At 57.4% G+C, this 24,570-nt stretch carries 24 protein-coding genes; 5 read left to right on the top strand and 19 right to left on the bottom strand.

What is annotated here, in order from left to right; translation table 11 throughout:
• The first annotated feature begins 14 nt into the window (after positions 1–14).
• Positions 15–1,319 (top strand): serine dehydratase subunit alpha family protein, encoded by a 1,305-nt coding sequence (locus tag LOC22_RS07695; RefSeq protein ID WP_230239475.1) that lies wholly within the window; start codon positions 15–17, stop codon positions 1,317–1,319.
• 80 nt (positions 1,320–1,399) lie between these two features.
• Here LOC22_RS07695 and LOC22_RS07690 read toward each other — a convergent pair whose 3' ends face one another.
• Positions 1,400–2,101 carry a pirin family protein gene (locus LOC22_RS07690; protein ID WP_017382430.1) on the bottom strand — a complete coding sequence of 234 codons (702 nt, stop codon included), beginning with the start codon at positions 2,099–2,101 and terminating at the stop codon, positions 1,400–1,402.
• 104 nt (positions 2,102–2,205) lie between these two features.
• Between LOC22_RS07690 and yhaJ the strand changes: the two genes are divergently transcribed.
• Entirely contained in the window at positions 2,206–3,108 is a 903-nt protein-coding gene (gene yhaJ / locus LOC22_RS07685; protein WP_003862655.1) for a DNA-binding transcriptional regulator YhaJ, read from the top strand.
• 38 nt (positions 3,109–3,146) lie between these two features.
• Here the strand turns inward: yhaJ and LOC22_RS07680 are convergent, their stop codons facing one another.
• The 11 genes from LOC22_RS07680 to LOC22_RS07630 all read right to left on the bottom strand — a co-directional run bounded on the left by LOC22_RS07680 (position 3,147) and on the right by LOC22_RS07630 (position 10,521).
• Positions 3,147–3,512 (bottom strand): DUF805 domain-containing protein, encoded by a 366-nt coding sequence (locus LOC22_RS07680; RefSeq protein WP_000384149.1) that lies wholly within the window; start codon positions 3,510–3,512, stop codon positions 3,147–3,149.
• 106 nt (positions 3,513–3,618) lie between these two features.
• Positions 3,619–4,605, bottom strand: coding sequence for a glutathione S-transferase family protein (locus LOC22_RS07675; protein ID WP_063133874.1), 987 nt, complete (start codon positions 4,603–4,605; stop codon positions 3,619–3,621).
• A 72-nt stretch (positions 4,606–4,677) separates the two neighbouring features.
• Positions 4,678–5,070 (bottom strand): DoxX family protein, encoded by a 393-nt coding sequence (locus LOC22_RS07670; RefSeq protein WP_045141796.1) that lies wholly within the window; start codon positions 5,068–5,070, stop codon positions 4,678–4,680.
• A 247-nt stretch (positions 5,071–5,317) separates the two neighbouring features.
• Complete coding sequence (locus tag LOC22_RS07665) at positions 5,318–5,614, bottom strand: YqjK-like family protein (protein WP_230239474.1); 297 nt, start codon at positions 5,612–5,614, stop codon at positions 5,318–5,320.
• The gene (locus LOC22_RS07660) at positions 5,611–6,009 is read right to left on the bottom strand and encodes a phage holin family protein (RefSeq protein ID WP_003862647.1); all 399 of its coding nucleotides are present in this window, start codon (positions 6,007–6,009) and stop codon (positions 5,611–5,613) included. The genes LOC22_RS07665 and LOC22_RS07660 overlap by 4 nt, the downstream gene beginning before the upstream one ends.
• Before the next feature lie 2 nt (positions 6,010–6,011).
• Complete coding sequence (locus tag LOC22_RS07655) at positions 6,012–6,317, bottom strand: DUF883 family protein (RefSeq protein ID WP_003862645.1); 306 nt, start codon at positions 6,315–6,317, stop codon at positions 6,012–6,014.
• A gap of 29 nt (positions 6,318–6,346) precedes the next feature.
• Positions 6,347–6,715 carry a DUF1090 domain-containing protein gene (locus LOC22_RS07650; RefSeq protein WP_032655197.1) on the bottom strand — a complete coding sequence of 123 codons (369 nt, stop codon included), beginning with the start codon at positions 6,713–6,715 and terminating at the stop codon, positions 6,347–6,349.
• Positions 6,716–6,858: 143 nt separating this feature from the next.
• Positions 6,859–7,242 carry an EnvZ/OmpR regulon moderator MzrA gene (gene mzrA / locus LOC22_RS07645; RefSeq protein ID WP_003862640.1) on the bottom strand — a complete coding sequence of 128 codons (384 nt, stop codon included), beginning with the start codon at positions 7,240–7,242 and terminating at the stop codon, positions 6,859–6,861.
• Positions 7,243–7,244: 2 nt separating this feature from the next.
• Positions 7,245–7,907: a DedA family general envelope maintenance protein YqjA gene (gene yqjA / locus LOC22_RS07640; protein WP_003862638.1), complete on the bottom strand. Its 663-nt coding sequence runs from the start codon at positions 7,905–7,907 to the stop codon at positions 7,245–7,247.
• Positions 7,908–8,248: 341 nt separating this feature from the next.
• Positions 8,249–9,025, bottom strand: a complete 777-nt coding sequence (exuR, locus tag LOC22_RS07635; protein WP_003862635.1) for a transcriptional regulator ExuR — start codon at positions 9,023–9,025, stop codon at positions 8,249–8,251.
• Positions 9,026–9,222: 197 nt separating this feature from the next.
• On the bottom strand, positions 9,223–10,521 hold the full coding sequence (locus LOC22_RS07630; RefSeq protein WP_230239473.1) for an MFS transporter: 1,299 nt from the start codon (positions 10,519–10,521) through the stop codon (positions 9,223–9,225).
• Positions 10,522–10,996: 475 nt separating this feature from the next.
• Between LOC22_RS07630 and uxaC the strand changes: the two genes are divergently transcribed.
• Both uxaC and LOC22_RS07620 read left to right on the top strand, forming a co-directional pair.
• Positions 10,997–12,409, top strand: coding sequence for a glucuronate isomerase (uxaC, locus tag LOC22_RS07625; protein WP_017382427.1), 1,413 nt, complete (start codon positions 10,997–10,999; stop codon positions 12,407–12,409).
• A gap of 17 nt (positions 12,410–12,426) precedes the next feature.
• Positions 12,427–13,914 carry a UxaA family hydrolase gene (locus LOC22_RS07620; protein ID WP_015571940.1) on the top strand — a complete coding sequence of 496 codons (1,488 nt, stop codon included), beginning with the start codon at positions 12,427–12,429 and terminating at the stop codon, positions 13,912–13,914.
• 86 nt (positions 13,915–14,000) lie between these two features.
• On the opposite strand, the gene sstT is transcribed toward LOC22_RS07620, so the two are convergent.
• The 4 genes from sstT to LOC22_RS07600 form a co-directional block, all read right to left on the bottom strand.
• The gene (sstT, locus tag LOC22_RS07615) at positions 14,001–15,242 is read right to left on the bottom strand and encodes a serine/threonine transporter SstT (RefSeq protein ID WP_230239472.1); all 1,242 of its coding nucleotides are present in this window, start codon (positions 15,240–15,242) and stop codon (positions 14,001–14,003) included.
• 256 nt (positions 15,243–15,498) lie between these two features.
• Positions 15,499–16,464: a TerC family protein gene (locus LOC22_RS07610; protein ID WP_017382424.1), complete on the bottom strand. Its 966-nt coding sequence runs from the start codon at positions 16,462–16,464 to the stop codon at positions 15,499–15,501.
• A 251-nt stretch (positions 16,465–16,715) separates the two neighbouring features.
• Positions 16,716–17,714, bottom strand: coding sequence for a Gfo/Idh/MocA family protein (locus tag LOC22_RS07605; RefSeq protein ID WP_003862623.1), 999 nt, complete (start codon positions 17,712–17,714; stop codon positions 16,716–16,718).
• Positions 17,715–17,784: 70 nt separating this feature from the next.
• The gene (locus LOC22_RS07600) at positions 17,785–18,288 is read right to left on the bottom strand and encodes a YgjP-like metallopeptidase domain-containing protein (protein ID WP_017694291.1); all 504 of its coding nucleotides are present in this window, start codon (positions 18,286–18,288) and stop codon (positions 17,785–17,787) included.
• 83 nt (positions 18,289–18,371) lie between these two features.
• Between LOC22_RS07600 and rlmG the strand changes: the two genes are divergently transcribed.
• Positions 18,372–19,508: a 23S rRNA (guanine(1835)-N(2))-methyltransferase RlmG gene (gene rlmG / locus LOC22_RS07595; RefSeq protein WP_047719106.1), complete on the top strand. Its 1,137-nt coding sequence runs from the start codon at positions 18,372–18,374 to the stop codon at positions 19,506–19,508.
• Positions 19,509–19,647: 139 nt separating this feature from the next.
• On the opposite strand, the gene LOC22_RS07590 is transcribed toward rlmG, so the two are convergent.
• From LOC22_RS07590 to lsrR, 3 genes are all read right to left on the bottom strand, one after another.
• The gene (locus LOC22_RS07590; protein ID WP_230239471.1) at positions 19,648–21,669 is read right to left on the bottom strand and encodes an NADPH-dependent 2,4-dienoyl-CoA reductase; all 2,022 of its coding nucleotides are present in this window, start codon (positions 21,667–21,669) and stop codon (positions 19,648–19,650) included.
• Between the two features lie 184 nt (positions 21,670–21,853).
• Complete coding sequence (gene lsrK, locus LOC22_RS07585; RefSeq protein ID WP_047741495.1) at positions 21,854–23,434, bottom strand: autoinducer-2 kinase; 1,581 nt, start codon at positions 23,432–23,434, stop codon at positions 21,854–21,856.
• Positions 23,435–23,466: 32 nt separating this feature from the next.
• Entirely contained in the window at positions 23,467–24,438 is a 972-nt protein-coding gene (lsrR, locus tag LOC22_RS07580) for a transcriptional regulator LsrR (protein WP_015571933.1), read from the bottom strand.
• Between the last annotated feature and the right edge of the window lie 132 nt (positions 24,439–24,570).

Here is a 24,570-nt window from a genome sequence, read left to right as displayed (position 1 = left end):
ATAAGGTCGTAACGATGTCTGAGCAAATTAATCCTTTATGGAACCATTTTATTCGCGCTGTGCAGGAAGAGGTAAAGCCTGCGCTGGGCTGTACCGAACCCGTCTCGCTGGCGCTGGCGTGCGCGATGGCTGCCGGACAGCTTGACGGTGAGGTGACGCGTATCGAGGCGTGGGTATCGCCGAACCTGATGAAAAACGGGCTTGGCGTAACGGTGCCCGGCACCGGTATGGTCGGTTTACCCATCGCGGCCGCGCTGGGGGCGACAGGCGGTAATGCACACGCCGGGCTGGAGGTGTTGAAAGACGTATCGGCCGAGGCGCTAACGCGCGCCAAAGCACTGCTGAACGCAGGTCTGGTGCAGGTGAAATTGCAGGAGCCGTGCGAGGAGATCCTCTATTCACGCGCCTGCGTTTACGTCGGTGAATCCTCGGCGATGGTGACCATCGCTGGCGGGCACACTCGCGTGGTGGAGGTAGTTTGTCAGGGCGAAACGCGCTTCAGGCTTGACGATCGTCAGAGCCAGAACAACGACGATCCGCTGGCGGTGCTCTCGACCACCACGCTGTCGCAGATCCTTGAGTTTGTAGAGCAGGTGCCGTTCGACGCGATCCGCTTTATCCTCGATGCGGGGCGGCTGAACGATGCGCTCTCCCGCGAAGGTTTGCGTGGCAACTGGGGGCTGCATATTGGCGCGACGCTCGATAAACAGCGCGCACGCGGCTGGATGGCGCAGGATCTGGGATCAGACATTATTATCCGCACCAGCGCAGCCTCGGATGCCCGCATGGGAGGCGCGACGCTGCCGGCGATGAGCAACTCGGGTTCCGGGAATCAGGGCATCACCGCCACCATGCCGGTAGTGGTGGTGGCTGAGCACGTTCAGGCCGATGACGAACGGCTGGCGCGGGCGCTGATGCTCTCGCATCTGTCGGCTATCTATATCCATTACCAGCTTCCGCGCTTGTCCGCGTTGTGCGCGGCGACAACGGCCGGAATGGGGGCAGCGGCGGGGATGGCGTGGCTGATGGGCGGATCTTACCAGACCATTGCCATGGCGATCGGCAGTATGATCGGCGACGTGAGCGGGATGATCTGCGATGGGGCCTCTAACAGCTGCGCAATGAAGGTCTCGACCAGCGTCACCAGCGCCTGGAAAGCCGTGATGATGGCGCTGGATGATACTGCCGTGACGGGTAACGAGGGGATTGTGGCGCACGACGTGGAACAGTCTATCTCTAACCTGTGCGCTCTGGCGTGCCGCTCAATGCAGGCGACGGACCGGCAGATCATTGAGATTATGGCGAGTAAGATGTTGTGATTTAATCCAACCCGTTACCCCTGACCCTAACCCTCTCCCATAGGGAGAGGGAACCGATCGAGCGAGGGGGCGTGTTGATCTTAAACCGGCAAATCAATCAGCAGCGCGCGCAGCGGCGTATCGGCAACCAGGGTGATATTCGCTTCGTCACGAATAAACGCCCCGTCACCGCAGGTGAGCGCTTCTTTCTCTTCCGTATGCGTGACCGCATGCACCGTTCCGTGAATGGACTGCAAATAGGCACGCGGGCCATGAAGCTGGAAGCTCGCCTGTTCACCTTTTTTCAGTTCGATATGGTGCAGCCACACCTGCTGGCGCAACTGCAAGCTGCCTTTGCTGCCGTCTGGCGAGGCAATCAGCTGCTGTTTACCGCCCTTCAGATCGATTTTTTGCACCAGCGGATTTTCCCGCTCCGGACAGGCATCCAGCCACAGCTGCATGCGGGTCAGCGTTTTATCTTTGCTGAGGTTATGCTCGCTGTAGCTAATACCTGGCTGCGTGGAAATTAACAGCGCCTCGCCAGCCTTCGCCTGGACATGATTGCCCTCGCTATCGCGGTATTCTGCCTCGCCTTCCAGGATCAGGTTCAGGATATCGACTTTAGGGTACGTGCGCGGCTGGAAGGACGCGCCCGGGGCGAGCACTTCCTGATTCAATACGCGCAGTGAAGCGTAACCGAGGAGTTTAGGGTCAAAGTAGTGTCCAAAGGAAAAGGTGTAGCGGGCCTGCAACCAACCGAAATCGGCTTGTCCGCACTGTTTCGCTGTTCTTGTCGTAATCATAAACTTGACCTCTCTTTACACTAAATCAATGGTAAAGGTATGGACGCTGCATTGTTAGCCAGATATTCTGCCTGGTATGTTCAAATTTCCTGAATGAGAACGAGATGGCTAAAGAGAGAGCATTGACGCTTGAGGCGCTTCGCGTCATGGACGCGATTGACAGGCGCGGCAGTTTTGCCGCGGCGGCAGATGAACTGGGGCGCGTTCCGTCTGCCCTGAGCTATACCATGCAAAAGCTGGAAGAGGAGCTGGATGTTGTGCTCTTTGACCGTTCCGGTCATCGAACAAAATTCACCAACGTTGGGCGGATGCTGCTGGAGCGCGGCCGCGTATTGCTGGAAGCGGCGGATAAGCTGACGACGGATGCCGAAGCGCTGGCCCGCGGCTGGGAAACCCATCTGACGCTGGTGACCGAAGCGCTGGTGCCCACCGAGGCGCTGTTCCCGCTGGTGGACAGACTGGCCGCGAAAGCCAATACCCAGCTGTCGATCATCACTGAGGTGCTGGCCGGGGCGTGGGAGCGTCTTGAGACGGGCAGGGCGGATATCGTGATTGCGCCGGACATGCATTTCCGCTCATCGTCAGAAATCAATTCGCGCAAACTGTACAGCGTGATGAACGTCTACGTCGCCGCCCCGGATCACCCTATCCATCAGGAGCCGGAGCCGCTCTCTGAGGTCACGCGCGTGAAATACCGCGGCGTGGCGGTCGCGGATACCGCCCGAGAGCGCCCGGTGTTAACGGTACAGTTGCTGGATAAACAGCCGCGACTGACGGTAACGTCGCTGGAAGATAAGCGTCAGGCGCTCCTGGCGGGGCTGGGCGTGGCGACGATGCCGTACCCGTTTGTCGAAAAGGACATTGCAGAAGGGCGGCTGCGCGTCGTCAGCCCGGAATACACCAGCGAAGTGGATATCATTATGGCGTGGCGTCGTGACAGCATGGGCGAAGCCAAATCTTGGTGTTTGCGTGAAATTCCCAAGCTCTTTGCCCACCACAACAAATAAGCGTAGGCCCGGTAAGCGTATGCGCCACCGGGCAGAATTTACGCGCTTGCTTTAGGATCCGGACCAAAGCGGTTTTCGCCCGGCGTTCCGCTCTGACAGTTGAAAATCAAAATCACGATCCAGCCGATAAGCGGGATCAACAGCAACAGCAGCCACCACGCCGAACGATCGGTGTCGTGGAGACGACGAAACAGTACGGCCCATGAAGGCAGCAGAACTAACACACCATAAATGGTGGTGAGAATGCCTTCACCCCCCTCGCGTTCCCAGCCGAGGATCTTGTCCACAATGCCCAGCACCATAATCAGGACGAAGTTCACCAGAACGAACATCCAGTACTCTTTGCGGCGGGCGCGGCCACCAAAACCAAAATAGTTGCGCAGTACCTTTAAATACCAGTCCATTTTTCCTTGCCTCTTAATCAGTCAATCACTTGTTTTCTAAGCGATCGAGGTAAGGATAGATGTATGCCGTGAATTAAAAAAGGGAATCAATTGATTCCCTACATAATTATCCGAAACGCACGTCGCGCCCGTGCGGTTCATCCAGATCCTGCCACGGGCCAATGGAGATAATGCCCGTTGGGTTGATGGTCTTATGACTGCGGAAATAGTGGGTGCGAATATGGTCAAAATTGACCGTCTCCGCAATCCCTGGCATCTGATAGATGTCGCGCAGGAAACCGTGCAGGTTCAGGTAATCACTGATGCGGTGCTTGTCGCACTTGAAGTGGGTGACATACACCGGATCGAAGCGGATCAGCGTCGTCCACAGGCGGATGTCTGCTTCGGTGAGGCGATCGCCCGTTAAATAACGATGCTGGCCGAGGATCTGCTCCAGGCGCTCCAGGGATCTAAACACGTTGCCGACCGCTTCGTCGTACGCTTCCTGACTGGTGGCAAACCCTGCTTTATAGACGCCGTTGTTGACGTTGTCGTAGATCCAGCCGTTCAGCTCGTCAATTTTCTCACGCAGCTCAACCGGGTAGTAATCCCCGGCGCGGGCACCGTGTGCGTCAAACGCGGTATTGAACATGCGAATGATTTCAGCGGATTCATTGCTGACGATCGTCTGGTTTTTCTTGTCCCACAGCACAGGCACCGTTACGCGTCCGGTGTAGTGCGGATCGGCGCGCAGATAGAGCTGATACAGGAAATCGTGATGATAAAGCTCATCACCCGTCGCGGCCGGGAAGTCACTGTCGAACGTCCAGCCGTTTTCCAGCATCAGCGGGTTAACCACCGAAACCGGAATTAACGATTCGAGACCTTTAAGTTTGCGCACAATCAGCGTGCGGTGCGCCCACGGACAGGCGAGAGAAACATACAGATGATAACGATCTTTTTCCGCCGCAAAGCCCCCTTCGCCACTCGGGCCGGGTGCGCCGTCGGCGGTCAGCCAGTTACGGAAGGCCGAAACAGAGCGCTTAAAGCGTCCACCGGTGGATTTGGTGTCATACCAGACATCCTGCCAGACGCCGTCTACGAGTTGTCCCATTTTTTACTCCTCCGTCAGATAGCAAAAGCGAGGAGATGTCTCCTCGCTTTGAATGTAATCAGTATAGCGTGCTTACCACTTCTTATTCAGAAGACGGTCGATGCTGTAGGCGCCCGGGCCCATGATAGCCAGCAGCAGGAAGCCACCCGCGATGGTCAGGTTTTTCATGAACATCAGGGAGTTCACGCCTTCCGCAAAGTTGCTGTGGAAGATGAACGCGGTCAGCAGGGTAAAGCCTGCGGTGAACAGCGCCGTGGTGCGGGTCAGGAAACCGAACAGCACTGCCAGGCCGCCGCCGAACTCAAGCAGAATGGTCAGTGGCAGCAGGAACCCCGGTACGCCCATCGCTTCCATATACTGCTGAGTGCCCGCATAGCCGGTAATTTTGCCCCAGCCTGCGGTGATGAACAGAACAGGCATCAGAATACGCGCTACCAGTACACCAACATCTTCTAATTTTTTCATTTTACTCTCCAGGAAACCACATCAGCGGCTAAACGTTATTTGTGTGCAAATTCGGGTAGATACCGCGTCTTTGCTGTCGATGGAGAGGAGTGTAAACGGGGCGGATGGCAAATGTTAGCAAGGAAAACTGTTAATCTTCTTCAAAGATATTGAGTAAGGGAGGGGGTTTTGCCGGGTAGCGGCTACGCCTTACCCGGCCTACACGCAATCGTAGGCCGGGTAAGCGCAGCGTCACCCGGCAAGAAGGCTAGCGCAACTGCTGTTGTCGCAGCGTGGTTTTCACCAGCCGCCAGGCGCTCCAGGCGCCAAAGCCGCGGCGTGCCCAGCGGATCAGCATGTTAGGATGCCGAACCGACCAGATCGCCATCACGCTGCTGCCGACCAGCGCCCATGAGCGCAGGCTCAGGACCGTGTTCCAGCCGCGGTCAAACCGATGCGTGGCTTCAACCCAGTTTCGACGGCTGGCAGACAAATCCAGCCGCTGCTGCTGGATTTGGCTCAACAGATACGCTTTCCGCTTTTGACGTTCGGCTTTGTCGCTCACGACTTATCATCCTCCAGCAGGGCGCGGTCGTTGGCCAGCTCCTGGCGCGTATGGCGCAGGAAGGTCGACGTGCGCGCTTTATGCAGGGTCCAGATACCGCCTATCAGCGCCGCCACCAGCAGAACCACGGTAGTCGCAATCATCGCGTTCAGACGATATTGGGGATCGATAGCCCAGATGATTAACACCATCAGGCTCATCAGACCAAACGCGGCAAAGAGCATCGTAAGCCCAAGCATGAGCAGCATCTGGAAGAGGTTGGCTTTCTCCTCTTCCAGCTCCACTACCGCAAGCCGGACGCGCGTTTCGGCAATCCCGACCAGCGTTGTCAGAATACGCTGGCCGATGCCGAGGACGTTTTTAGCAGGCCCTTGTGCGTGACGTGGATCTTCCATAATCAACGACGCGTCAGCAGGACACCCAGCACCACACCCACTGCGGCGCCAATACCCACACCCGTCCATGGATTATCACGTACATATTCGTCTGCGCGCGCTGCCGCTTCGCGGGTCTGTTTCGCCAGCGCATCACCGGTTTCACCCAGACGGTAACGGCTCTCTTTCAGTGCCTGCTCCGCTTTGCTGCGCAGTTTACTTACTTCTTCTTTCGATTTATCCGCAGAAGAGTTCAGCACCTCTTCCAGGGTGTCCGCCAGGGATTTCAGTTCAGCGCGCAGATTTTCTGAAGTTGTATCTTTTGACATGATTCTCTCCTGTTGAGATTTCCGTTAACTCAATAATCGCGAGCTTCCAGCGCTTTCAGTTCGTCCTGCGCCTCTTGCAACTTCCTCTCGCGCTTGGCAATTTTTTCCGCATCACCTTTCTCTTTCGCTTCCTGTAGGTCTTGACGGCGCTCGGCTATCTCGTCCTTCTGTTCAGCGATTTTTTTCTGATGATCGGCACGCAGCTTGCTGTCCGTACAGTTGTCTTTCACTTCGCTCAACGCTTTTTTCAGCCCGTCGATCCGGTGCTGATTGTTATGCTTTTCGGCATAACTGATTTCGCGTTGGATATCCTGTTCTTTCTCCTGACAAAGAGACATAGCGAAGGAAGCTGTGCTTAAAGAAAAAAGGGCCAGAGCCAGAGTGATGCGGTATTTCATTATAGAAACCTTCCATTGTGTTACGGCGTAAACCGTGTTCCAGAACTATGCGGAGAACATCTGAGGGGTGCTCCGCGTACTTAAGCATAGTAAGTAAACGGGAGTTTCACCAAAGTAGGTGAAAATATTCGGAATCTTAGTCGTTAACCAAATCGATGCGACGTGTCGCGTAACCGTGACATCCAGGAGGCTACGTGGCTGTCATCATCCTGTTGCGCAATGATGTAACCCTGCGGCAGCGTGCGGTCCAGCACGGCTTTCGCCGCGGCGCTTTGCGCACTGGAGTCAAATTTTATCAGCAGCACATCGTCTTGCGGCGTGATGCTCTTAAAGCGGATCCCGTTTGCGTCCAGATGATGCCAGATGGAAAAACCATCCGGCACGCTGGTTCCCTGGCTCACAGGACGGATAGCCAGCGTCGACTCCTGATGCTGTAGCGCAGACCACAGCAGGATAAGAGCGCTGAACATCATCAGCGCGACGATAGCGTAAGAGAAGCGGCGCAGCGCGAGCGGGGAGATAACCATCGTTAACCCCTGGCTCCGTATTTCTTCTTCCACAGTACGACCAGGGACCCGACCAGGCCAAACACCAGCAGAACGACGGGCAGCAGCATCAGGCAAGACATCAGCTGATCTTCATATTTCATAAAGACCGGCGTTTTACCCAGCGCGTAGCCGAGCGTGGTCAGGATCAGCACCCACAGCAAGCCGCTCATCCAGTTAAAGAACTGGAAGCGCGTACTGCTCAGGCCGGACAAGCCCGCAATGGTGGGCAGCAGGGTGCGTACGAATGCGATAAAGCGGCCGATCAGTAAGGCGGAAAGCCCATGCTTATGGAAAAGGTGGTGCGCTCGCTGGTGGTAATGGGCCGGAAGGTGCGAAAGCCAGTTCTGAACGATTCGCGTGTTACCCAGCCATCGCCCCTGAATGTAACTCACCCAGCAGCCCAGGCTGGCGGCAATGGTCAAAAGCAGGACCGTTTGCGGGAAAGCCATCGCCCCTTTTGCACAGAGCACCCCGACCAGCACCAGCAGGCTGTCGCCGGGTAAAAAGGCAGCAGGCAGCAGACCGTTCTCAAGGAACAGGATCATAAATAACACAAAGTAGAGCATGCCAATCATGGACGGGTTGGCCAGCGTTTCGAAATCCTGAGCCCAGAGGGCGTTCAGTAGTTGGGTCAAAAGTTCCATTCAGTGTTCCTGGAAATCGGTTAACGTCACGCCTGTCATTCGGGAAAACAGCACGGCGACATTGTTATGATTTCATTATGGTCGCTCGCGGACACATTGATGTGTGGCCAACACTGTTCCCTGTTAATTGGCTGGTTAGCAAGCACTAACTTACAAAATAACGAAGTGAATCCAATTGTAACAAAGCCCGACGTTCTGCGTCACAGAATTTGAGGGGAAACACGATTTTGGCGTAAGCCACGGAGGGGAGCGAGAAATTTTACAAAGGCTGACACTATAGAGGTTTTCTTACCCTGTCTGGCCGGAAGGCGCGGCGGTGCGCCTGCCAGCAGTTCGGGGCGTTATTTTGCGAGATTGGTCGCGGTATCGAGGTGAACGACCGGATTATCGGCAAAAAGATAGCGGTCAGCGTTAAATTCAAAGTCATCACTTGTTTCATTAAACAGCATCTGTTTAGTGTTCTCCAGGTGCTGCCACATTGCCAGTTTCGCCGCATGCGGATCTTTACGAATCAGAGCCTTAAGAATCTGGTCGTGGTCGTCACACCAGTTATCTACCGTACGGGAATCAATGTGATCGTGCAATTTCTTCCAGTACGGGTTGTGAACGCGCTGAGTCCACATTTTTTCAACGATTGCCGCAAGCGCCGTGTTCTGAGTCGCAAGGGCGACCTGGACGTGGAATTGCAGGTCCCATTCGGAATCGCGGAAACATTTTTCTTTACGCGCATGATCCTGGATTTCCATCAGCTTCATGATGTCCTGCTTGGTCACCTGCGTCGCAGCAAATTCCGCAATGTTGCTTTCAATCAGCTGGCGAGCCTGGAGAAGCTCAAACGGACCGTAGCTGGCAAACTCCAGACTTTCGTCCGGGGTGGGGGAGTGTTTCGCCTGGCTGGAAATCACATGAATGCCGGAACCTTTGCGTACCTCAACATATCCTTCCACTTCCAGCATGATGATGGCTTCGCGGACCACCGTACGGCTGACGCTTTTTTCATCCGCAATGAAACGCTCAGCGGGAAGTTTATCACCGACAAGATAGACCCCTTGCTCGATGCGATCTTTCAGCTCGGCGGCAAGTTGTTGATATAAACGACGTGATTCGGTGATTTCCATATGCGCTCCAGGCAGGGTACGGCGAATGATTTGTTATACCACTTTTGCGTGCCACTCTCCAGATTTCACCATGAAAAAAGCCGCCCGTAGGCGGCTTTTGAGAAGATTTTGCCGGGTGGCGCTGCGCTTACCCGGCCTACGATTTTATTGGGTTTTGTAGGCCGGGTAAGGCGGAGCCGCCACCCGGCACAACAACGCTAACTCTGCGTCGCCGGTCCCCCAAGGGACTCTTTCTCCAGTTCATCGGCGGATTTGCTCTTCAGCACCGTCCAGATAACCACCGCACCCATCAGGTCGAAGATAGCCAGTACCGCGAACAGCGGGCTGAAACCAATGGTATCTGCCAGCGCGCCGACCACCAGCGCAAACAGGGTACTTGCGGTCCAGGCGGCCATCCCGGTCAGGCCGTTGGCGGTAGCGACTTCGTTACGACCAAACACGTCGGACGAGAGCGTAATAAGCGCACCGGAAAGAGACTGGTGAGCAAAGCCCCCGATACACAGCAGGGCGATAGCCACGTAAGGGCTGGTGAACAGGCCGATCATGCCCGGGCCGATCATCAGCAGGGCGCCCATGGTGACCACCATCTTACGGGACACAATCAGGTTCACGCCAAACCAGCGCTGGAACAGCGGTGGCAGGTAGCCGCCGACGATACAGCCCAGGTCTGCAAACAGCATTGGCATCCAGGCGAACATCGCGATCTCTTTCAGGTTAAAGCCGTAAACTTTAAACATGAACAGCGGGATCCAGGCGTTAAACGTACCCCAGGCCGGTTCTGCCAGGAAGCGTGGCAGGGCGATACCCCAGAACTGACGGGTGCCCAGGATCTGCCAGACGGACATCTTTTTGCCGTTGTCGGTCTGATGCTGAGATTCCTGACCATTGATAATGTAGTCACGTTCTTCGTCAGACAGCTTTTTCTGATCGCGCGGGTGTTTATAGAAGATCAGCCACGCCATGGCCCAGGCAAAGCTCAGCACACCGGAGATGATGAACGCCATCTGCCAGCTGTGCATCACAATCGCCCACACCACCAGTGGCGGAGCAATCATCGCCCCGATGGAGGAGCCCACGTTGAAGTAACCGACAGCGATTGAACGCTCTTTTGCCGGGAACCATTCAGAGCTGGCTTTCAGACCTGCGGGGATCATCGCCGCTTCGGCAGCACCTACCGCACCACGCGCCAGCGCCAGTCCGCCCCAACTGCCGGCCAGCGCGGTCGCCCCACAGAAGACGGCCCAGGCTACAGCGAAGAAGGCATAACCAATTTTTGTACCCAGAATATCAAGAACATAACCTGCAACAGGCTGCATTACGGTGTAAGCGGCAGAGTAAGCCGCAATGATGTAAGAGTATTGCTGCGTGGAGATATGTAACTCTTCCATCAACGTTGGCGCCGCTGCTGCCACGGTGTTACGTGTCAGGTAGCCCAGCACGGTGCCGAGCGTCACCAGTGCGATCATGTACCAACGTAACCCTTTAATTTTACGCATGTAAAACCTCATCGTTATGTTATTTCCGTGTCGGGACACGGCAACAACTCAACCGTTGCCGGGAGCTGTTCTGTAACGGGAGGGGCGTAACCGGGAACCTGTCCCGGAACGGCCCGAACCTTGCCATAAGTAATCGTGCTAAGTCGGCTTCCGTACCGTTAAATCCGATGTATCAAACACCGGTAATGCATTCCGTCGGCTTATAGTTTGCGACGGCGAAAAGATAACTTGTCATACAACTTTAAAAGGTGAGTGACATCACAAAAGTGTGAATCTTTGTAGGGACATTATGCGGCGTGCGCAAAGCCAGAGCTGGCGCGGTCTGCGAGAGGGTTTACCCCTTTGAGGGTAATTTATTTGTCGACGTTTATTGATCTAACTCACGAAAAAAACGTCGGACTCTGGAAATTGGTGTGATAACTTTGCAGCATCTGAACATAAGCTTTCTGACGCTCCCGTAATGAGGAAGACGATAATGACACCGTTTATGACCGACGATTTTCTGCTAGATACCGAATTTGCTCGCCGCCTGTACCACGACTACGCAAAAGACCAGCCGATTTTCGACTACCACTGCCATTTACCGCCGCAGCAGGTTGCCGAAAATTACCGTTTCAAAAACCTGTATGATATCTGGCTGAAGGGTGACCACTATAAGTGGCGCGCAATGCGCACCAACGGCGTGGCCGAGCGCCTGTGTACCGGCGACGCGACCGATCGCGAGAAGTTTGACGCCTGGGCCGCTACCGTTCCTCACACCATCGGTAACCCGTTATACCACTGGACGCACCTCGAACTGCGTCGTCCGTTTGGTATCACCGGCAAGCTGCTCTCTCCCGCCACGGCGGATGAAATCTGGGATCAGTGCAACGAACTGCTGGCGCAGGATAGCTTCTCGGCGCGCGGCATCATGCAGCAGATGAACGTGAAGATGGTGGGCACCACCGACGATCCGGTCGACTCTCTGGAACATCACGCGGTTGTCGCGAAGGACAGCACGTTTGACATCAAAGTGCTGCCAAGCTGGCGCCCGGATAAAGCCTTCAACATCGAGCTGCCGACCTTTAACGACTACATGGCGAAGCTGGCGGAAGTTTCGGATACCGACATTCGTCGCTTTGGCGATCTGCAAACCGCGCTGACCAAACGTCTGGATCACTTTGCCGCACACGGCTGTAAAGTGTCTGACCACGCGCTGGACGTAGTGCTGTTCGCGGAATCCAGTGAAGCTGAGCTGGACAGTATTCTGGCGCGTCGTCTCTCCGGCGAAGCCCTGAGCGAGCACGAAGTGGCGCAGTTTAAAACCGCGGTGCTGGTGTTCCTCGGTGCGGAATATGCCCGCCGCGGCTGGGTTCAGCAGTATCACATCGGCGCGCTGCGTAATAACAACCAGCGTCAGTTCAAACTGCTGGGCGCGGACGTAGGCTTTGACTCCATCAACGACCGTCCGATGGCGGAAGAGTTGTCAAAACTGCTGAGCAAACAGAACGAGCAAAACCTGCTGCCAAAAACCATTCTGTACTGCCTGAACCCGCGCGATAACGAAGTGCTGGGCACTATGATCGGCAACTTCCAGGGCGAAGGGATGCCGGGCAAGATGCAGTTCGGTTCCGGCTGGTGGTTTAACGATCAGAAAGACGGCATGGAGCGTCAGATGACGCAGCTGGCGCAGCTCGGCCTGCTGAGCCGCTTCGTTGGCATGCTGACCGACAGCCGCAGTTTCCTCTCCTATACCCGCCATGAATATTTCCGCCGCATTCTGTGCCAGATGATTGGCCGCTGGGTGCACGCGGGCGAAGCGCCAGCGGATATCCAGCTGCTGGGCGAAATGGTGAGAAACATCTGCTTTAACAATGCGCGTGACTACTTCGCCATTGAACTGAACTAAGGCCGTTTGAGGTTGATATGCAATACATCAAAATCCATTCGCTGGATAACGTTGCCGTCGCGCTGGCCGATTTAGCCGAAGGGACGGAAGTGACCTTCGACAACCAGTCGGTGACGTTACGCCAGGCCATTGGACGTGGACATAAGTTTGCCCTGATCCCCATCGCGAAAGGGGAGAACGTGGTGAAGTACGGTTTGCCCATCGGTCATGCGCTGGCGGATATTGCGCCGGGTGAATACATTCATTCCCACAATACCCGCACCAATCTCAGCGATCTGGACGAGTACAGCTATCAACCTGACTTCCAGGCAGAAGAAGGACAGGCGGCCGATCGTGAGGTGCAGATCTACCGCCGCGCCAGCGGGGAGGTGGGGATCCGCAATGAACTGTGGATCCTCCCGACCGTCGGCTGCGTGAACGGGATCGCGCGTCAAATTCAGACGCGTTTCCTGAAAGAGACCAACAATGCTGAAGGCACCGACGGCGTGCATCTGTTCAGCCATACCTACGGTTGTTCCCAGCTGGGCGACGACCACATCAATACCCGCACCATGCTGCAAAATATGGTGCGTCACCCGAACGCGGGGGCGGTGCTGGTGATTGGCCTCGGCTGTGAAAACAATCAGGTCGACGCCTTCCGCGACACGCTGGGCGAGTTCGATCCTGAGCGCGTGCACTTTATGGTGTGTCAGCACCAGGACGACGAAGTGGAAGCGGGCGTTGAACAGCTGCACCAGCTGTATGAGGTGATGCGTCACGACAAGCGCGAGCCGGGCAAGCTGAGCGAACTGAAGTTTGGCCTGGAGTGCGGCGGATCTGACGGGCTTTCCGGCATTACCGCTAACCCGATGCTGGGCCGCTTCTCAGATTACGTCATCGCCAACGGCGGCACCACGGTGCTGACCGAAGTGCCGGAGATGTTCGGCGCAGAGCGCATTCTGATGAGCCACTGCCGCGACGAAGAGACCTTTGAGAAGACCGTCACCATGGTCAACGATTTCAAACAGTACTTCATCGCCCATAACCAGCCGATTTATGAGAACCCGTCGCCGGGTAACAAGGCGGGCGGGATCACCACGCTGGAAGAGAAATCCCTGGGCTGCACCCAGAAAGCGGGCGCCAGCCAGGTAGTGGACGTGCTGCGCTACGGTGAACGGCTGAAAACGCACGGTCTGAACCTGCTGAGCGCACCGGGCAACGATGCGGTCGCCACCAGTGCGCTGGCGGGAGCGGGCTGTCACATGGTGCTGTTCAGTACCGGGCGCGGCACGCCGTACGGCGGATTTGTGCCAACGGTGAAAATCGCCACTAACAGCGAGCTGGCGGCGAAGAAAAAACACTGGATCGACTTTGATGCCGGCCAGCTGATCCACGGCAAAGCGATGCCGCAGCTGCTGAGCGAATTCGTGGACACGATTGTGGAATTTGCCAGCGGCAGGCAGACCTGCAACGAGAAGAACGACTTCCGCGAGCTGGCGATCTTTAAGAGTGGTGTGACGCTATAAGTGCTTTGTCGGGTGGCGCTAGCGCTTACCCGACCTACTGAACCCTGTAGGCCAGGTAAGGCGTAGCCGCCACCGGGCTTTTCTTTTTAACTGCGCAGGGCGTTCTTCGCTAAACGCGCGTCTTCCGCCTGACAGGCCGCTGCGGTAAACAGCACGTCGGTAGAGGAGTTCAGCGCGGTTTCGCAGGAATCCTGCAATACGCCGATAATGAAGCCGACCGCGACAACCTGCATGGCAATCTCGTTCGGAATACCGAACATGTTACAGGCCAGCGGGATCAGCAGCAGCGAGCCGCCCGCCACGCCGGAGGCGCCACAGGCACACAGTGATGCAACGACGCTCAGCAGCAGCGCGGTTGGCAGATCCACCGGAATGCCCAGCGTATGCACCGCCGCCAGCGTCAGCACGGTGATGGTGATCGCCGCACCTGCCATGTTCACGGTTGCACCCAGAGGAATCGACACCGAATAGGTATCGCGATCCAGATTCAGCTTCTCCGCCAGCGCCATGTTGACCGGAATGTTTGCCGCCGAGCTGCGGGTGAAGAAGGCATACACGCCGCTTTCACGCAGGCAGGTCAGCACCAGCGGATACGGGTTGCGGCGGATCTGCCAGAACACCAGCAGCGGGTTGATCACCAGCGCCACCAGCAGCATACAGCCGACCAGGACGACCAGCAGCTGCGCGTAGCCCCACAGTGCATCGAAACCGGTGGTTGCCAGCGTGGAGGAGACCAGACCAAAGATCCCGACTGGCGCAAAGCGAATCACCAGCTTCACCATAAAGGTGACAGCGTTGGACATATCGTTCACCAGGTTTTTCGTGGTCTCGTTACCATGACGCAGCGCGAAGCCCAGACCGATCGCCCAGACCAGGATGCCGATGTAGTTCGCGTTCATCAGCGCGGTGATGGGGTTAGAGACCATGCTCATCAGCAGACCGCGAAGCACTTCCACAATCCCGGACGGCGGGGTGATATCACCGGCCGCGCTGGTCAGGTGCAGCGTGGACGGGAACAGGAAGCTAAACACCACGGCCGTTAAGGCAGCAGAGAAGGTTCCCAGCAGATACAGGAACAGAATAGGGCGAATGTTGGTTTTTTGTCCGTGCTGGTGGTTGGCAATCGACGCCATCACCAGCATCAGCACCAGTACCGGGGCGACGGCCTTCAGTGCGCCAACGAAAAGGGTGCCGAGCAGCCCCGTCGCTTCCGCGGCAGGTTTTGACACCATCGCCAGCAGAATACCCAGTACCAACCCGACCAGAATTTGTTTTACAAGACTGCCCTGCGCCAGGCGCGCGAACAGACCGCGTGATTGTGTGCTCATACGTTATTCCTGAGTGAAATTGCGTTCCATCCTGGATGTGCTCTAAGTCACATTTGTGTCCGGATGTAAGTATTTGTTTGCCTGGTTGAGTATCAGGGAAAGCAGCGAAAGGCGGAAGCGTAAAATGCTGGATTTTACGTGTTGCGTCATGTTTTTTAACTATTGGTTAACGAAAGTGCCGGGTGGCGCTGCGCTTACCCGGCCTACGGGGTGACGTTGTAGGCCCGGTAAGCGTAGCGCCACCGGGCAAAACGCACTAAGCCTGCTGCTTCTTATCGTGCTGGCGGTTAACCCAGGTATTGATAATCAGCGTCACCAGCAGAATGCCAAACACCACGCCGAGCGAAATGGCGATCGGAATATGGTAGAAATCGACGATCAGCATCTTGATACCGATAAACACCAGAATCACCGACAGACCGTACTTCAGCATTGAGAAGCGCTCTGCCGCACCCGCCAGCAGGAAGTACATCGCACGCAGGCCGAGGATGGCGAACAGGTTTGAGGTCAGCACGATGAACGGGTCGGTAGTGACCGCGAAGATAGCCGGGATACTGTCCACCGCGAAAATCACGTCGCTCAGTTCGACCAGAATCAGCACCAGCAGCAGCGGGGTGGCGAACAGCAGGCCGTTCTTACGCACGAAGAAATGCTCGCTCTCGATCTTGTCCGTCATGCGCAGATGACCCCGGATCCACTTCACCAGCGGCTTATCACCGATCCCGGTATCGTCTTCTTTCGCCAGCGCCATTTTTACCCCGGTGAACAGCAGGAACGCGCCAAATACATACAGCAGCCATTCGAACTGGGTAATCAGCCAGCTACCGGCGAAGATCATGATGGTACGCAGGACAATAGCGCCCAGCACGCCGTACACCAGCACGCGACGTTGCAGAGCCGCAGGCACGGCGAAGTAGCTGAACAGCATCAGCCAGACGAAGACGTTATCAACCGCCAGCGCTTTTTCAATCAGATAGCCGGTGAGGAAGGCGAGTGCCTGAGGATCGGCCACCGCGCGGCCTTCGGTTGAGGCCAGATACCACCAGAAGGCGGCGCAGAAGAGGAGTGAGAGAGTAACCCATACCAGCGACCAGACGGCGGCTTGCTTGACGCTCATGCCGTGCTCGCCGCGACGACCCTGCAAAAAGAGGTCGATTGCCAGCATGATGAGCACGACAACCGCGAATCCGCCCCACAGCATTGGAGTGCCGACAGAATGCATACTATTTTCCTTACACATAAAAAACAAAAACGGCCATGGTCAGAAGACGATAGCCGTTAGCTTTTTATGCATAGACCTCGCCTTCCGGCAAGGTCTCACTTACAACCACGAAGGTTGCCCGGCGACCGGATGCGGTTTTGCACGCATCGTAATGACGATCCACCGGCGAAGAAGTTACTCCCCTTTGCAGGTAACAAATTATGTCAGACCATCGGTTTCGTCAATGGTCTGCACGATTTCATTACACAGTTTTACGCGACGGCTTCCACATTCACGCCGTCTGCGGGGAAGATCACGCCAGTCTGTCGGCGGATCTCCGTTTGCAGCTTCGCCGTGGTGCGGCTGATCGCCAGCCCCGGGTGGTTCACTTCGTTGTCTTCTACCAGACGGGCGAAGACCTCTGCCTCATAGAGCATAGTGTTAATATGCTGAGGCTGCGTCAGCTCCTGCGCTTTGCCGCCGCGGGGAACGATGCTTAGCTTCTGGCATTCGGAGATTTTTTCGATCACCAGCGAGCCGTCTTCGCCCTGAATTTCGCTTGGCAGTACGGAGTCACTGACCTTCGAGTGCTGCAACGTCACGCTAAAATCACCGTAGTCCAGCACCACAACGCCGTGTGCATCCACGCCGCTTTCCAGCAGGCTGGCGGTGGCGGTTACGCCGTGCGGTTCACCCCACAGGGCGACCGCAGAGGCCAGGCAGTAAAAACCGATATCCATAATCGAGCCATTCGAGAAGGCCGGGTTAAAGGTGTTCGGGTTTTCGCCGTCCAGGTAGCGCTGGTAGCGCGAGGAATACTGGCAGTAGTTGATAAAGGCTTTACGCACTTTGCCAATTTTCGGCAGCGATTGCTGCAACAGCAGGAAGTTCGGCAGGCTGGCGGTTTTGAACGCTTCAAACAGCACCACCTGGTTTTCGCGGGCAAGCGCAATGGCGGCTTCCACTTCCTCAATATTCGAGGCGAGCGGCTTCTCGCAGATCACATGCTTTTTGTGGCTGAGGAACAGCTTCGTTTGCGGGAAGTGCAGAGAATTCGGGCTGGCGATATAGACCGCGTCAATGGCGTCGCTTTGCGCCATCTCATCGAGCGAGGTGAACAGATGTTCAACCAGGTAGTCATTCGCAAAACTCTGCGCCTGCTCAAGGCTGCGGGAATAGACTGCGGTGAGCTTATATTTGCCGGTTTCGTGGGCGGCGTCGACGAACTGGCGCGTGATCCAGTTCGTACCGATGACTGCGAAACGTATCATAAACGTTTACGTACTCCGTAGCAGGGAACCTAAAGCCACTGTAGCACGTCATCATGACATTTCGCGTGCGCTACTGCGCATTACTCTTTAACGATAAATGCGTCAGCCACAAACGGGTATCAAACTCCAGCTGGTGGTACTGCGGCTCCATATGGCAGCACAGTGAGTAGAACGCTTTGTCGTGCTCTTTCTCTTTCAGGTGCGCCAGCTCGTGCACCACGATCATCCGCAGAAAGGCTTCCGGCGCATTGCGAAAGGCGGTCGCGACGCGGATCTCCGCTTTGGCCTTCAGCTTGCCGCCCTGTACGCGGGAGATGGCGGTATGCAGGCCGAGCGCGTTTTTCAGCACGTGGATCTTATTGTCGTACATCACCTTGTTGATCGGCGGAGCGCTCTTAAGATACTGGTTTTTCAGATCCTGCGTATACTGCCAGAGGGCTTTGTCAGTCGCGAAATCATGCGTGCCCGGGTAGCGTTTTTCCAGCACCGCACCGAGCTTTCCCGCGGCAATCAGGTCACGAACCTGGGAAAGTAAATGCTCCGGATAGCCCTGGAGATAAGTCAGCTGGTTCATCAAAACCCCAAAATAGTGTGAAAACGGGTATACTCACGCACCCTTTTCAGGGATACGCCAAATTTTACCATTCAGGAGGGCCGATGAGCCACTTAGACAACGGTTTCCGTTCACTCAACCTTAAACGTTTCCCGGAAACGGACGACGTTAACCCGCTTCAGGCGTGGGAAGCGGCGGATGAATATCTGCTGCAACAGTTGGATGGGACTGAAATCAGCGGCCCGGTTCTGATCCTGAATGACGCGTTTGGCGCGCTGGCCTGCGCGCTGGCGGAACATGCGCCTTACAGTATCGGCGATTCTTACTTAAGCGAGCTGGCGACGCGTGAAAACCTGCGTCACAACGATATCGAAGAATCCAGCGTGAAGTTCCTCGACAGCACCGCGGACTACCCGCAGGCGCCGGGCGTGGTGCTGATTAAAGTGCCCAAAACCATGGCGCTGCTGGAGCAGCAGCTTCGCGCGCTGCGTAAGGTCGTGATGCCGGATACGCGTATTATCGCGGGTGCCAAAGCGCGCGATATTCACACCTCGACGCTGGAATTGTTCGAGAAAGTGCTCGGCCCGACCACCACGACGCTTGCCTGGAAAAAAGCGCGCCTGATCAACTGTACCTTCAGCGCACCGGCGCTGGCCGACGCGCCGGAGACGCTGAGCTGGAAGCTGGAAGGCACCGACTGGACCATCCACAACCACGCGAACGTTTTCTCCCGTACCGGTCTGGATATCGGCGCACGCTTCTTTATGGAACATCTGCCGGAAAACCTGGAAGGGGAAATCGTTGATCTCGGCTGCGGTAATGGCGTGATTGGCCTGACGCTGCTGGCGAAGAACCCGGAGGCCAGCGTGGTGTTCAGCGACGAATCGCCAATGGCGGTGGCGTCCAGCCGTCTGAACGTGGAAACCAACCTGCCGGAGGCACTGGATCGCTGCGAGTTTATGATCAATAACGCGCTGTCGGGCGTAGAGCCTTTCCGCTTCAACGCGGTATTCTGTAACCCGCCATTCCACCAGAAGCACGCCCTGACGGATAACGTCGCGTGGGAGATGTTCCACCACGCGCGCCGCTGCCTGAAAATCAACGGCGAGCTGTATATCGTGGCGAACCGCCACCTGGACTACTTCCACAAGCTGAAGAAGATTTTCGGCAACTGCGTCACCATTGCCACCAATAACAAATTCGTGGTGCTGAAATCGGTGAAGCTGGGGCGTCGTCGGTAAGATCGCTTTGCCTGGCGGCGCTTCGCTTGCACAGGCCTACGTAGTGTGCGGTCTGATGCCCGGTGGCGCTTCGCTTACCGGGCCTACAATGGCCTCGGACTCGTAGGCCCGGTAAGCGAAGCGCCACCGGGCGATGCCGTTAAATACTCAGCGCCAGTTTTGTCCCCTGCGCAATTGCCCGCCGCGCATCCAGCTCCATCGCCACATCGCACCCGCCGATCAAATGCACCGTTTTCCCCGCCTCACGCAGCGGATCCGCCAGATCCCGCTTCGGCTCCTGCCCGGCGCACAAAATCACATGATCCACGCGCAGCAGTTGCGGTTCGCCGCCGATCAGCACGTGCAGCCCGTCGTCGTCAATCTTCTGGTAGCTCACCCCCGGGATCATCTTCACCCCGCGCGAGAGCAGGGTGGCGCGGTGGATCCAGCCCGTGGTTTTTCCCAGACCTTCACCCGGCTTGCTGGCTTTACGCTGGAGCATCACGATCTGACGCGGGCTTTTCGGCAGCTGCGGACCTTCCGGGCGTAAACCACCGGACTGACTGAGGCTGGTATCAATGCCCCATTCCACGCAGAACTCAGCGATGTTCTGGCTGGTGGCTTCGCCCGGCTGGCTTAAATACATCGCGGTATCAAAACCGATCCCGCCGCAGCCGATGATCGCCACCTTCTCGCCAACCGGCGCTTTGTCCCTTAATACATCCAGATAGCTCAATACCTTCGGATGATCGATGCCTTCGATCGCAGGCGTGCGCGGGGCGATCCCACTCGCGAGGATCACCTCGTCGAAACCGATCAGATCCGCCGCGCTGACAAACTGTTTAAGCCGCAGATCGACGCCCGTCACCTCGATCATCCGGCGGTAATAGCGCAGCGTTTCGTAGAACTCCTCTTTGCCGGGGATCTGTCTGGCGATAGTAAACTGCCCGCCGATTTCCGCCAGCGCATCAAACAGCGTCACGCTGTGCCCGCGCGAGGCGGCATTGACTGCAAACGCCAGGCCCGCCGGCCCTGCACCCACCACGGCCAGACGCTTCTTGTTGACCGCAGGAACGATCGGCATTTTGGTTTCATGGCAGGCGCGGGGGTTAACGAGGCAGGAGGTGACCTTGCCGACGAAGATCTGATCCAGACACGCCTGGTTGCAGCCAATGCAGGTATTAATCTCGTCCGCACGGCCGCTTTGCGCTTTGGAGAGCAGTTCGGCATCCGCGAGGAACGGGCGCGCCATCGATACCATATCGGCATCGCCGCGTGAGATCACATCCTCCGCCACCTGCGGATCGTTAATGCGGTTGGTGGTGACCAGTGGAACGGAGACTATACCTTTCAGCTTGCGCGTTACCCAGCTGAACGCCGCGCGTGGCACCGGCGTAGCGATGGTCGGGATGCGCGCTTCGTGCCAGCCAATCCCGGTGTTGATGATGGTGGCGCCAGCGGCTTCAATCGCCTGCGCCAGCTGCACGGTTTCGTCGAACGCGCCGCCGCCCTCCACCAGGTCGAGCATCGACAGGCGGAAGATGATAATAAAATCCGTACCCGCACGTTCACGCACCGCACGCACCACCTCCACGGCAAAACGCATCCGGCGGCCATAGTCGCCACCCCATTCGTCGTCGCGCTGGTTGGTGCGTGCGGCGAGGAATTCGTTGATCAGGTAGCCTTCCGAGCCCATCACCTCCACCCCGTCGTAGCCCGCTTCCCGCGCCAGCGCGGCGCAGCGGGCAAAATCGTCTATCAGCGCCAGGATCTCGTCGTGGCTGAGGGCATGGGGAGCAAAGCGGTTAATCGGCGCCTGAATAGCCGAGGGGGCAACCAGGTTCGGTTGATAGCTGTAGCGCCCGGTATGCAGAATTTGCAGGGCGATTTTGCCGCCCTCGCGGTGGACCGCGTCGGTCACAATGCGGTGATGCGGCAGCTGTGACGCATCGTTCAACACTGCGCCGCCCTCCATCGTCACGCCGGAAGGGGCAGGGGCTACGCCGCCGGTGACAATCAGCGCCACCCCGTGGCGCGCGCGCTCGGCATAGAAGGCTGCCAGACGTTCAGCCCCGTCCGGACGCTCCTCCAGCCCGGTGTGCATCGAGCCCATTAACACGCGGTTTTTAAGGGTGGTAAACCCCAGATCGAGCGGGGCGAATAACGACGGGTAGCGGCTCATAGTCTCTTCCAGTGTAAAATTATTGTTATGTGGTCGGATGAGTTACTAATTTAGCCAGCGGCAGCGGAAAGGTAAAAGCGGGATCGAATGATTGTGATAGATCTCAAAGAACTCCCCCGGTGGCGCTGCGCTTACCGGGGCTACAAACCGTAGGCCGGATAAGCGCAGCGCCATCCGGCGTATTTTACGGCGCCGCTGCCCGCACCAGCCCCGGCGCCTGCCACATCGACGTCGTCAGCCCGCTGTCCACCAGCCCAAGCTGGTCGGCATACACCGCCTGCCATTTCTGCATCATGCCGTCGTACAGCTCGCGGTGCTGCGGGTTCGGCGTGAACTCGCGGCTCCACTTCACCAGCCGCTCGCCCGTCGAGGCCATATCCGCAAACAACCCCGCGCCAGCACCTGCCGCAATCGCGCAACCCAGCGCCGTTGCTTCCTTCACTTCCGGCACGCGCACCGGCAGCCCGGTAACGTCGCTTAAAATCTGGCTCCATAGGGCGCCTTTGGCCCCGCCACCCGCAAACACCAGGCTCTCAAACGTCACGCTGGAGAAGCGCGAAATCTGCGCCAGGTTGCAGGCCGAGACGATGGCCGCGTTCTCTTCCAGCGCGCGGAACAGCGTCGCTTTGTTGCACTTTTCCGGGTCGATGGAGAGGTTAATAAACGACGGCGCTGCGTGATACCACTGCTTAAAATGCATCGCGTCGGAGAAGATCGGCATCACGCCGTGGGAGCCCGCCGGGACGCGGCTCGCCATCTCTTCGAGCAGGGAGTAGGTGTCCATTCCCATTCGTTCGGCAATCAGCTTCTCTTCGGCGCAGAAGGCGTCGCGGAACCAGCGCATGGTTAGCCCGGTAAAGAAGCTGATCGACTCCGCCTGCGCCATGCCGGGGATGACGTGCGGGTTTACGCGGATGTTCATCTCAGGGTCGGTGCGCACCTGCGGCAGATTCACCACCTGCTGCCAGAAGGTGCCGCCGAGAACCGCCGTTTGTCCGGCGCGCACCACGCCCAGCCCCAGACAGCCCAGCTGCACGTCGCCGCCGCCCATCACCACCGGTGTGCCTTCGCGCAGGCCGCTCTGCTGCGCGGCCTCTTTGGTGACAGCGCCCAGCACGGTGCCGGTCTCTTTCACCGGAGAGAGAATATCGGCGCGCAGCCCGGCCATGTCGAGCAGCGCCGGACGCCAGTCGCGGGAGAAGAGATCCAGCATGCCGGTGGTGCCCGCATTGGACGGATCGACCGCCAGCTCACCGGAGAGCTTCGCCGCCAGCCAGTCGCTGATCATGGTGATGGTGGCGGCTTTACGATAAATATCCGGACGATGGTGCGCCAGCCACAGCAGGCGCGGCATGGCGCTGAGGGCAAGCGTCTGGCCGGAAACATCATACACTTCGGATTCAAACCGGTAGTCGTGGATCTCTTTGAGTTCAGCCACCTCGCGGCTGGCGCGGGCGTCGACGTTGGCGCAGGCCCAGATAGCCTCGCCGTTGCGGTCGTACAGCACAATCCCTTCGCGCATCGAGCAGCAGGCGACGGACTGAATATCCGCCGCGCTCAGGCGTGCGCGCTCCAGCGCCTGATGAATACACCGGCAGGCCAGCCGCCAGTTGGTGTCGAGGTCGAACTCCATCGAGCCCGGCACGTTCTCCACGCTCAGGTGCTTCCACTCGGCCTGGCCAACGGCAATCTGGTTGCCCTGTAAATCAAAAATCACGGCGCGAACGCTGCCTGTCCCTGCATCTAACGCTAAAAGGTAACTCATGAGCTTGCCTCGTGTCAGGCGCAGGGCTGCTCTTATCCGGCCAGAGCCAGCACCGCGCGGGCTGTCGTCTCTTCCGTCACCAGGCCATTAATACGGCGACCTTTCAGTGCGGCATAAATCGCATCGGCTTTCTCTTCCCCTCCGGCCACGCCTACGATGGTGGGCAGCTGCGCCAGTTCATCGAGCGTGACGCCCAGTAATTCTTTGTGGATCTCCAGCTCCTCAACGCATTCCCCTTCGGCATTGAGGAAATAGCCAAGGATATCGCCCACCGCGCCTTTACGGGCGTACATCAGCTGTTCACCTTCGCTGATATAGCCGGAGCGCAGTATCGTCGCGTCACGGCGCTGGTTTACCGAGCCAATCCCGACCACCGCCACGTCAGCCGCGGTGGCGGCGAGGATCACGTCCCGCACGCTGGTTTCGCGCTTTAAGATCCCGGCGACTTCAGCGGATGACACGCGAAGCGGGGCGGGGATCATGCTGACGCTACAGGCTGCATCCAGCTGGCCGATACCGGTCATATACGGCCCGACGCCGCCGGAGAGCGTCACCAGGCGGATCTGCTGCGAGCTGATAAAGCCGCTTAAGTGTTGCAGACTGCTCATGGTGGTTTCACCGAAGCCCACCGCTAACAGCTGGCCGGGTTGCAGTACGCCCATCAGCGACTGTGCCGCGCCAATGCCCAGCCGCACGTTCATCGGCGGCGTATTCAGGGCGGGCATCACGCGCACCAGCTTCAGGCCAAATCGTTGTTGCAGCTCGGTTTCCAGCGCCAGGCAGCCCTCGTAGCGGGAGTTGATCTGCACGCGGATCACCCCGGACTGACGGCCTTTCTCCAGCAGGCGGGAGATCTTCAGGCGCGGCAGCCCGAGCCGTTCGCCGATGTCGTTCTGGGTCAGCCCGTCGTGGTAGTAGCACCAGGCCACGCGCGCCACCAGCTCCTCTTCCGCCAGTGCCAGCCCGGCAAACCGTCCTTCTTCCGCAGTGCGTTTATCGCTCATAATTGAACTCTTATAAAAATTTAGATCATATGTTCGTGATGGTGCGACGTGAAAATGTGAGCCACGCGACAAAACGGATCTTTTCGATCGTTTCCGCTTTATCTGAATCTCAATCGATAAAACTGTGATCCC

Source organism: Enterobacter sp. AN-K1, from assembly GCF_020971765.1.
In the GTDB taxonomy this organism is placed as follows: domain Bacteria; phylum Pseudomonadota; class Gammaproteobacteria; order Enterobacterales; family Enterobacteriaceae; genus Enterobacter; species Enterobacter hormaechei_C.
The sequence above is the reverse complement of the archived record's forward strand: the minus strand, read 5'-3'. Positions and strand labels throughout refer to the sequence as shown.

Coding starts and splice junctions, on each gene's coding strand:
- uxaC (WP_017382427.1), top strand. CDS start 10,997: ATGACACCGTTTATGACCGACGATTTTCTGCTAGATACCGAATTTGCT.
- lsrK (WP_047741495.1), bottom strand. CDS start 23,434: ATGAGTTACCTTTTAGCGTTAGATGCAGGGACAGGCAGCGTTCGCGCC.
- LOC22_RS07670 (WP_045141796.1), bottom strand. CDS start 5,070: ATGAAAAAATTAGAAGATGTTGGTGTACTGGTAGCGCGTATTCTGATG.
- LOC22_RS07610 (WP_017382424.1), bottom strand. CDS start 16,464: ATGCATTCTGTCGGCACTCCAATGCTGTGGGGCGGATTCGCGGTTGTC.
- yqjA (WP_003862638.1), bottom strand. CDS start 7,907: ATGGAACTTTTGACCCAACTACTGAACGCCCTCTGGGCTCAGGATTTC.
- LOC22_RS07695 (WP_230239475.1), top strand. CDS start 15: ATGTCTGAGCAAATTAATCCTTTATGGAACCATTTTATTCGCGCTGTG.
- LOC22_RS07630 (WP_230239473.1), bottom strand. CDS start 10,521: ATGCGTAAAATTAAAGGGTTACGTTGGTACATGATCGCACTGGTGACG.
- LOC22_RS07655 (WP_003862645.1), bottom strand. CDS start 6,317: ATGTCAAAAGATACAACTTCAGAAAATCTGCGCGCTGAACTGAAATCC.
- mzrA (WP_003862640.1), bottom strand. CDS start 7,242: ATGGTTATCTCCCCGCTCGCGCTGCGCCGCTTCTCTTACGCTATCGTC.
- LOC22_RS07690 (WP_017382430.1), bottom strand. CDS start 2,101: ATGATTACGACAAGAACAGCGAAACAGTGCGGACAAGCCGATTTCGGT.
- LOC22_RS07650 (WP_032655197.1), bottom strand. CDS start 6,715: ATGAAATACCGCATCACTCTGGCTCTGGCCCTTTTTTCTTTAAGCACA.
- LOC22_RS07605 (WP_003862623.1), bottom strand. CDS start 17,714: ATGATACGTTTCGCAGTCATCGGTACGAACTGGATCACGCGCCAGTTC.
- LOC22_RS07675 (WP_063133874.1), bottom strand. CDS start 4,605: ATGGGACAACTCGTAGACGGCGTCTGGCAGGATGTCTGGTATGACACC.
- LOC22_RS07620 (WP_015571940.1), top strand. CDS start 12,427: ATGCAATACATCAAAATCCATTCGCTGGATAACGTTGCCGTCGCGCTG.
- sstT (WP_230239472.1), bottom strand. CDS start 15,242: ATGAGCACACAATCACGCGGTCTGTTCGCGCGCCTGGCGCAGGGCAGT.
- yhaJ (WP_003862655.1), top strand. CDS start 2,206: ATGGCTAAAGAGAGAGCATTGACGCTTGAGGCGCTTCGCGTCATGGAC.
- LOC22_RS07600 (WP_017694291.1), bottom strand. CDS start 18,288: ATGAACCAGCTGACTTATCTCCAGGGCTATCCGGAGCATTTACTTTCC.
- LOC22_RS07590 (WP_230239471.1), bottom strand. CDS start 21,669: ATGAGCCGCTACCCGTCGTTATTCGCCCCGCTCGATCTGGGGTTTACC.
- LOC22_RS07660 (WP_003862647.1), bottom strand. CDS start 6,009: ATGGAAGATCCACGTCACGCACAAGGGCCTGCTAAAAACGTCCTCGGC.
- rlmG (WP_047719106.1), top strand. CDS start 18,372: ATGAGCCACTTAGACAACGGTTTCCGTTCACTCAACCTTAAACGTTTC.
- lsrR (WP_015571933.1), bottom strand. CDS start 24,438: ATGAGCGATAAACGCACTGCGGAAGAAGGACGGTTTGCCGGGCTGGCA.
- exuR (WP_003862635.1), bottom strand. CDS start 9,025: ATGGAAATCACCGAATCACGTCGTTTATATCAACAACTTGCCGCCGAG.
- LOC22_RS07680 (WP_000384149.1), bottom strand. CDS start 3,512: ATGGACTGGTATTTAAAGGTACTGCGCAACTATTTTGGTTTTGGTGGC.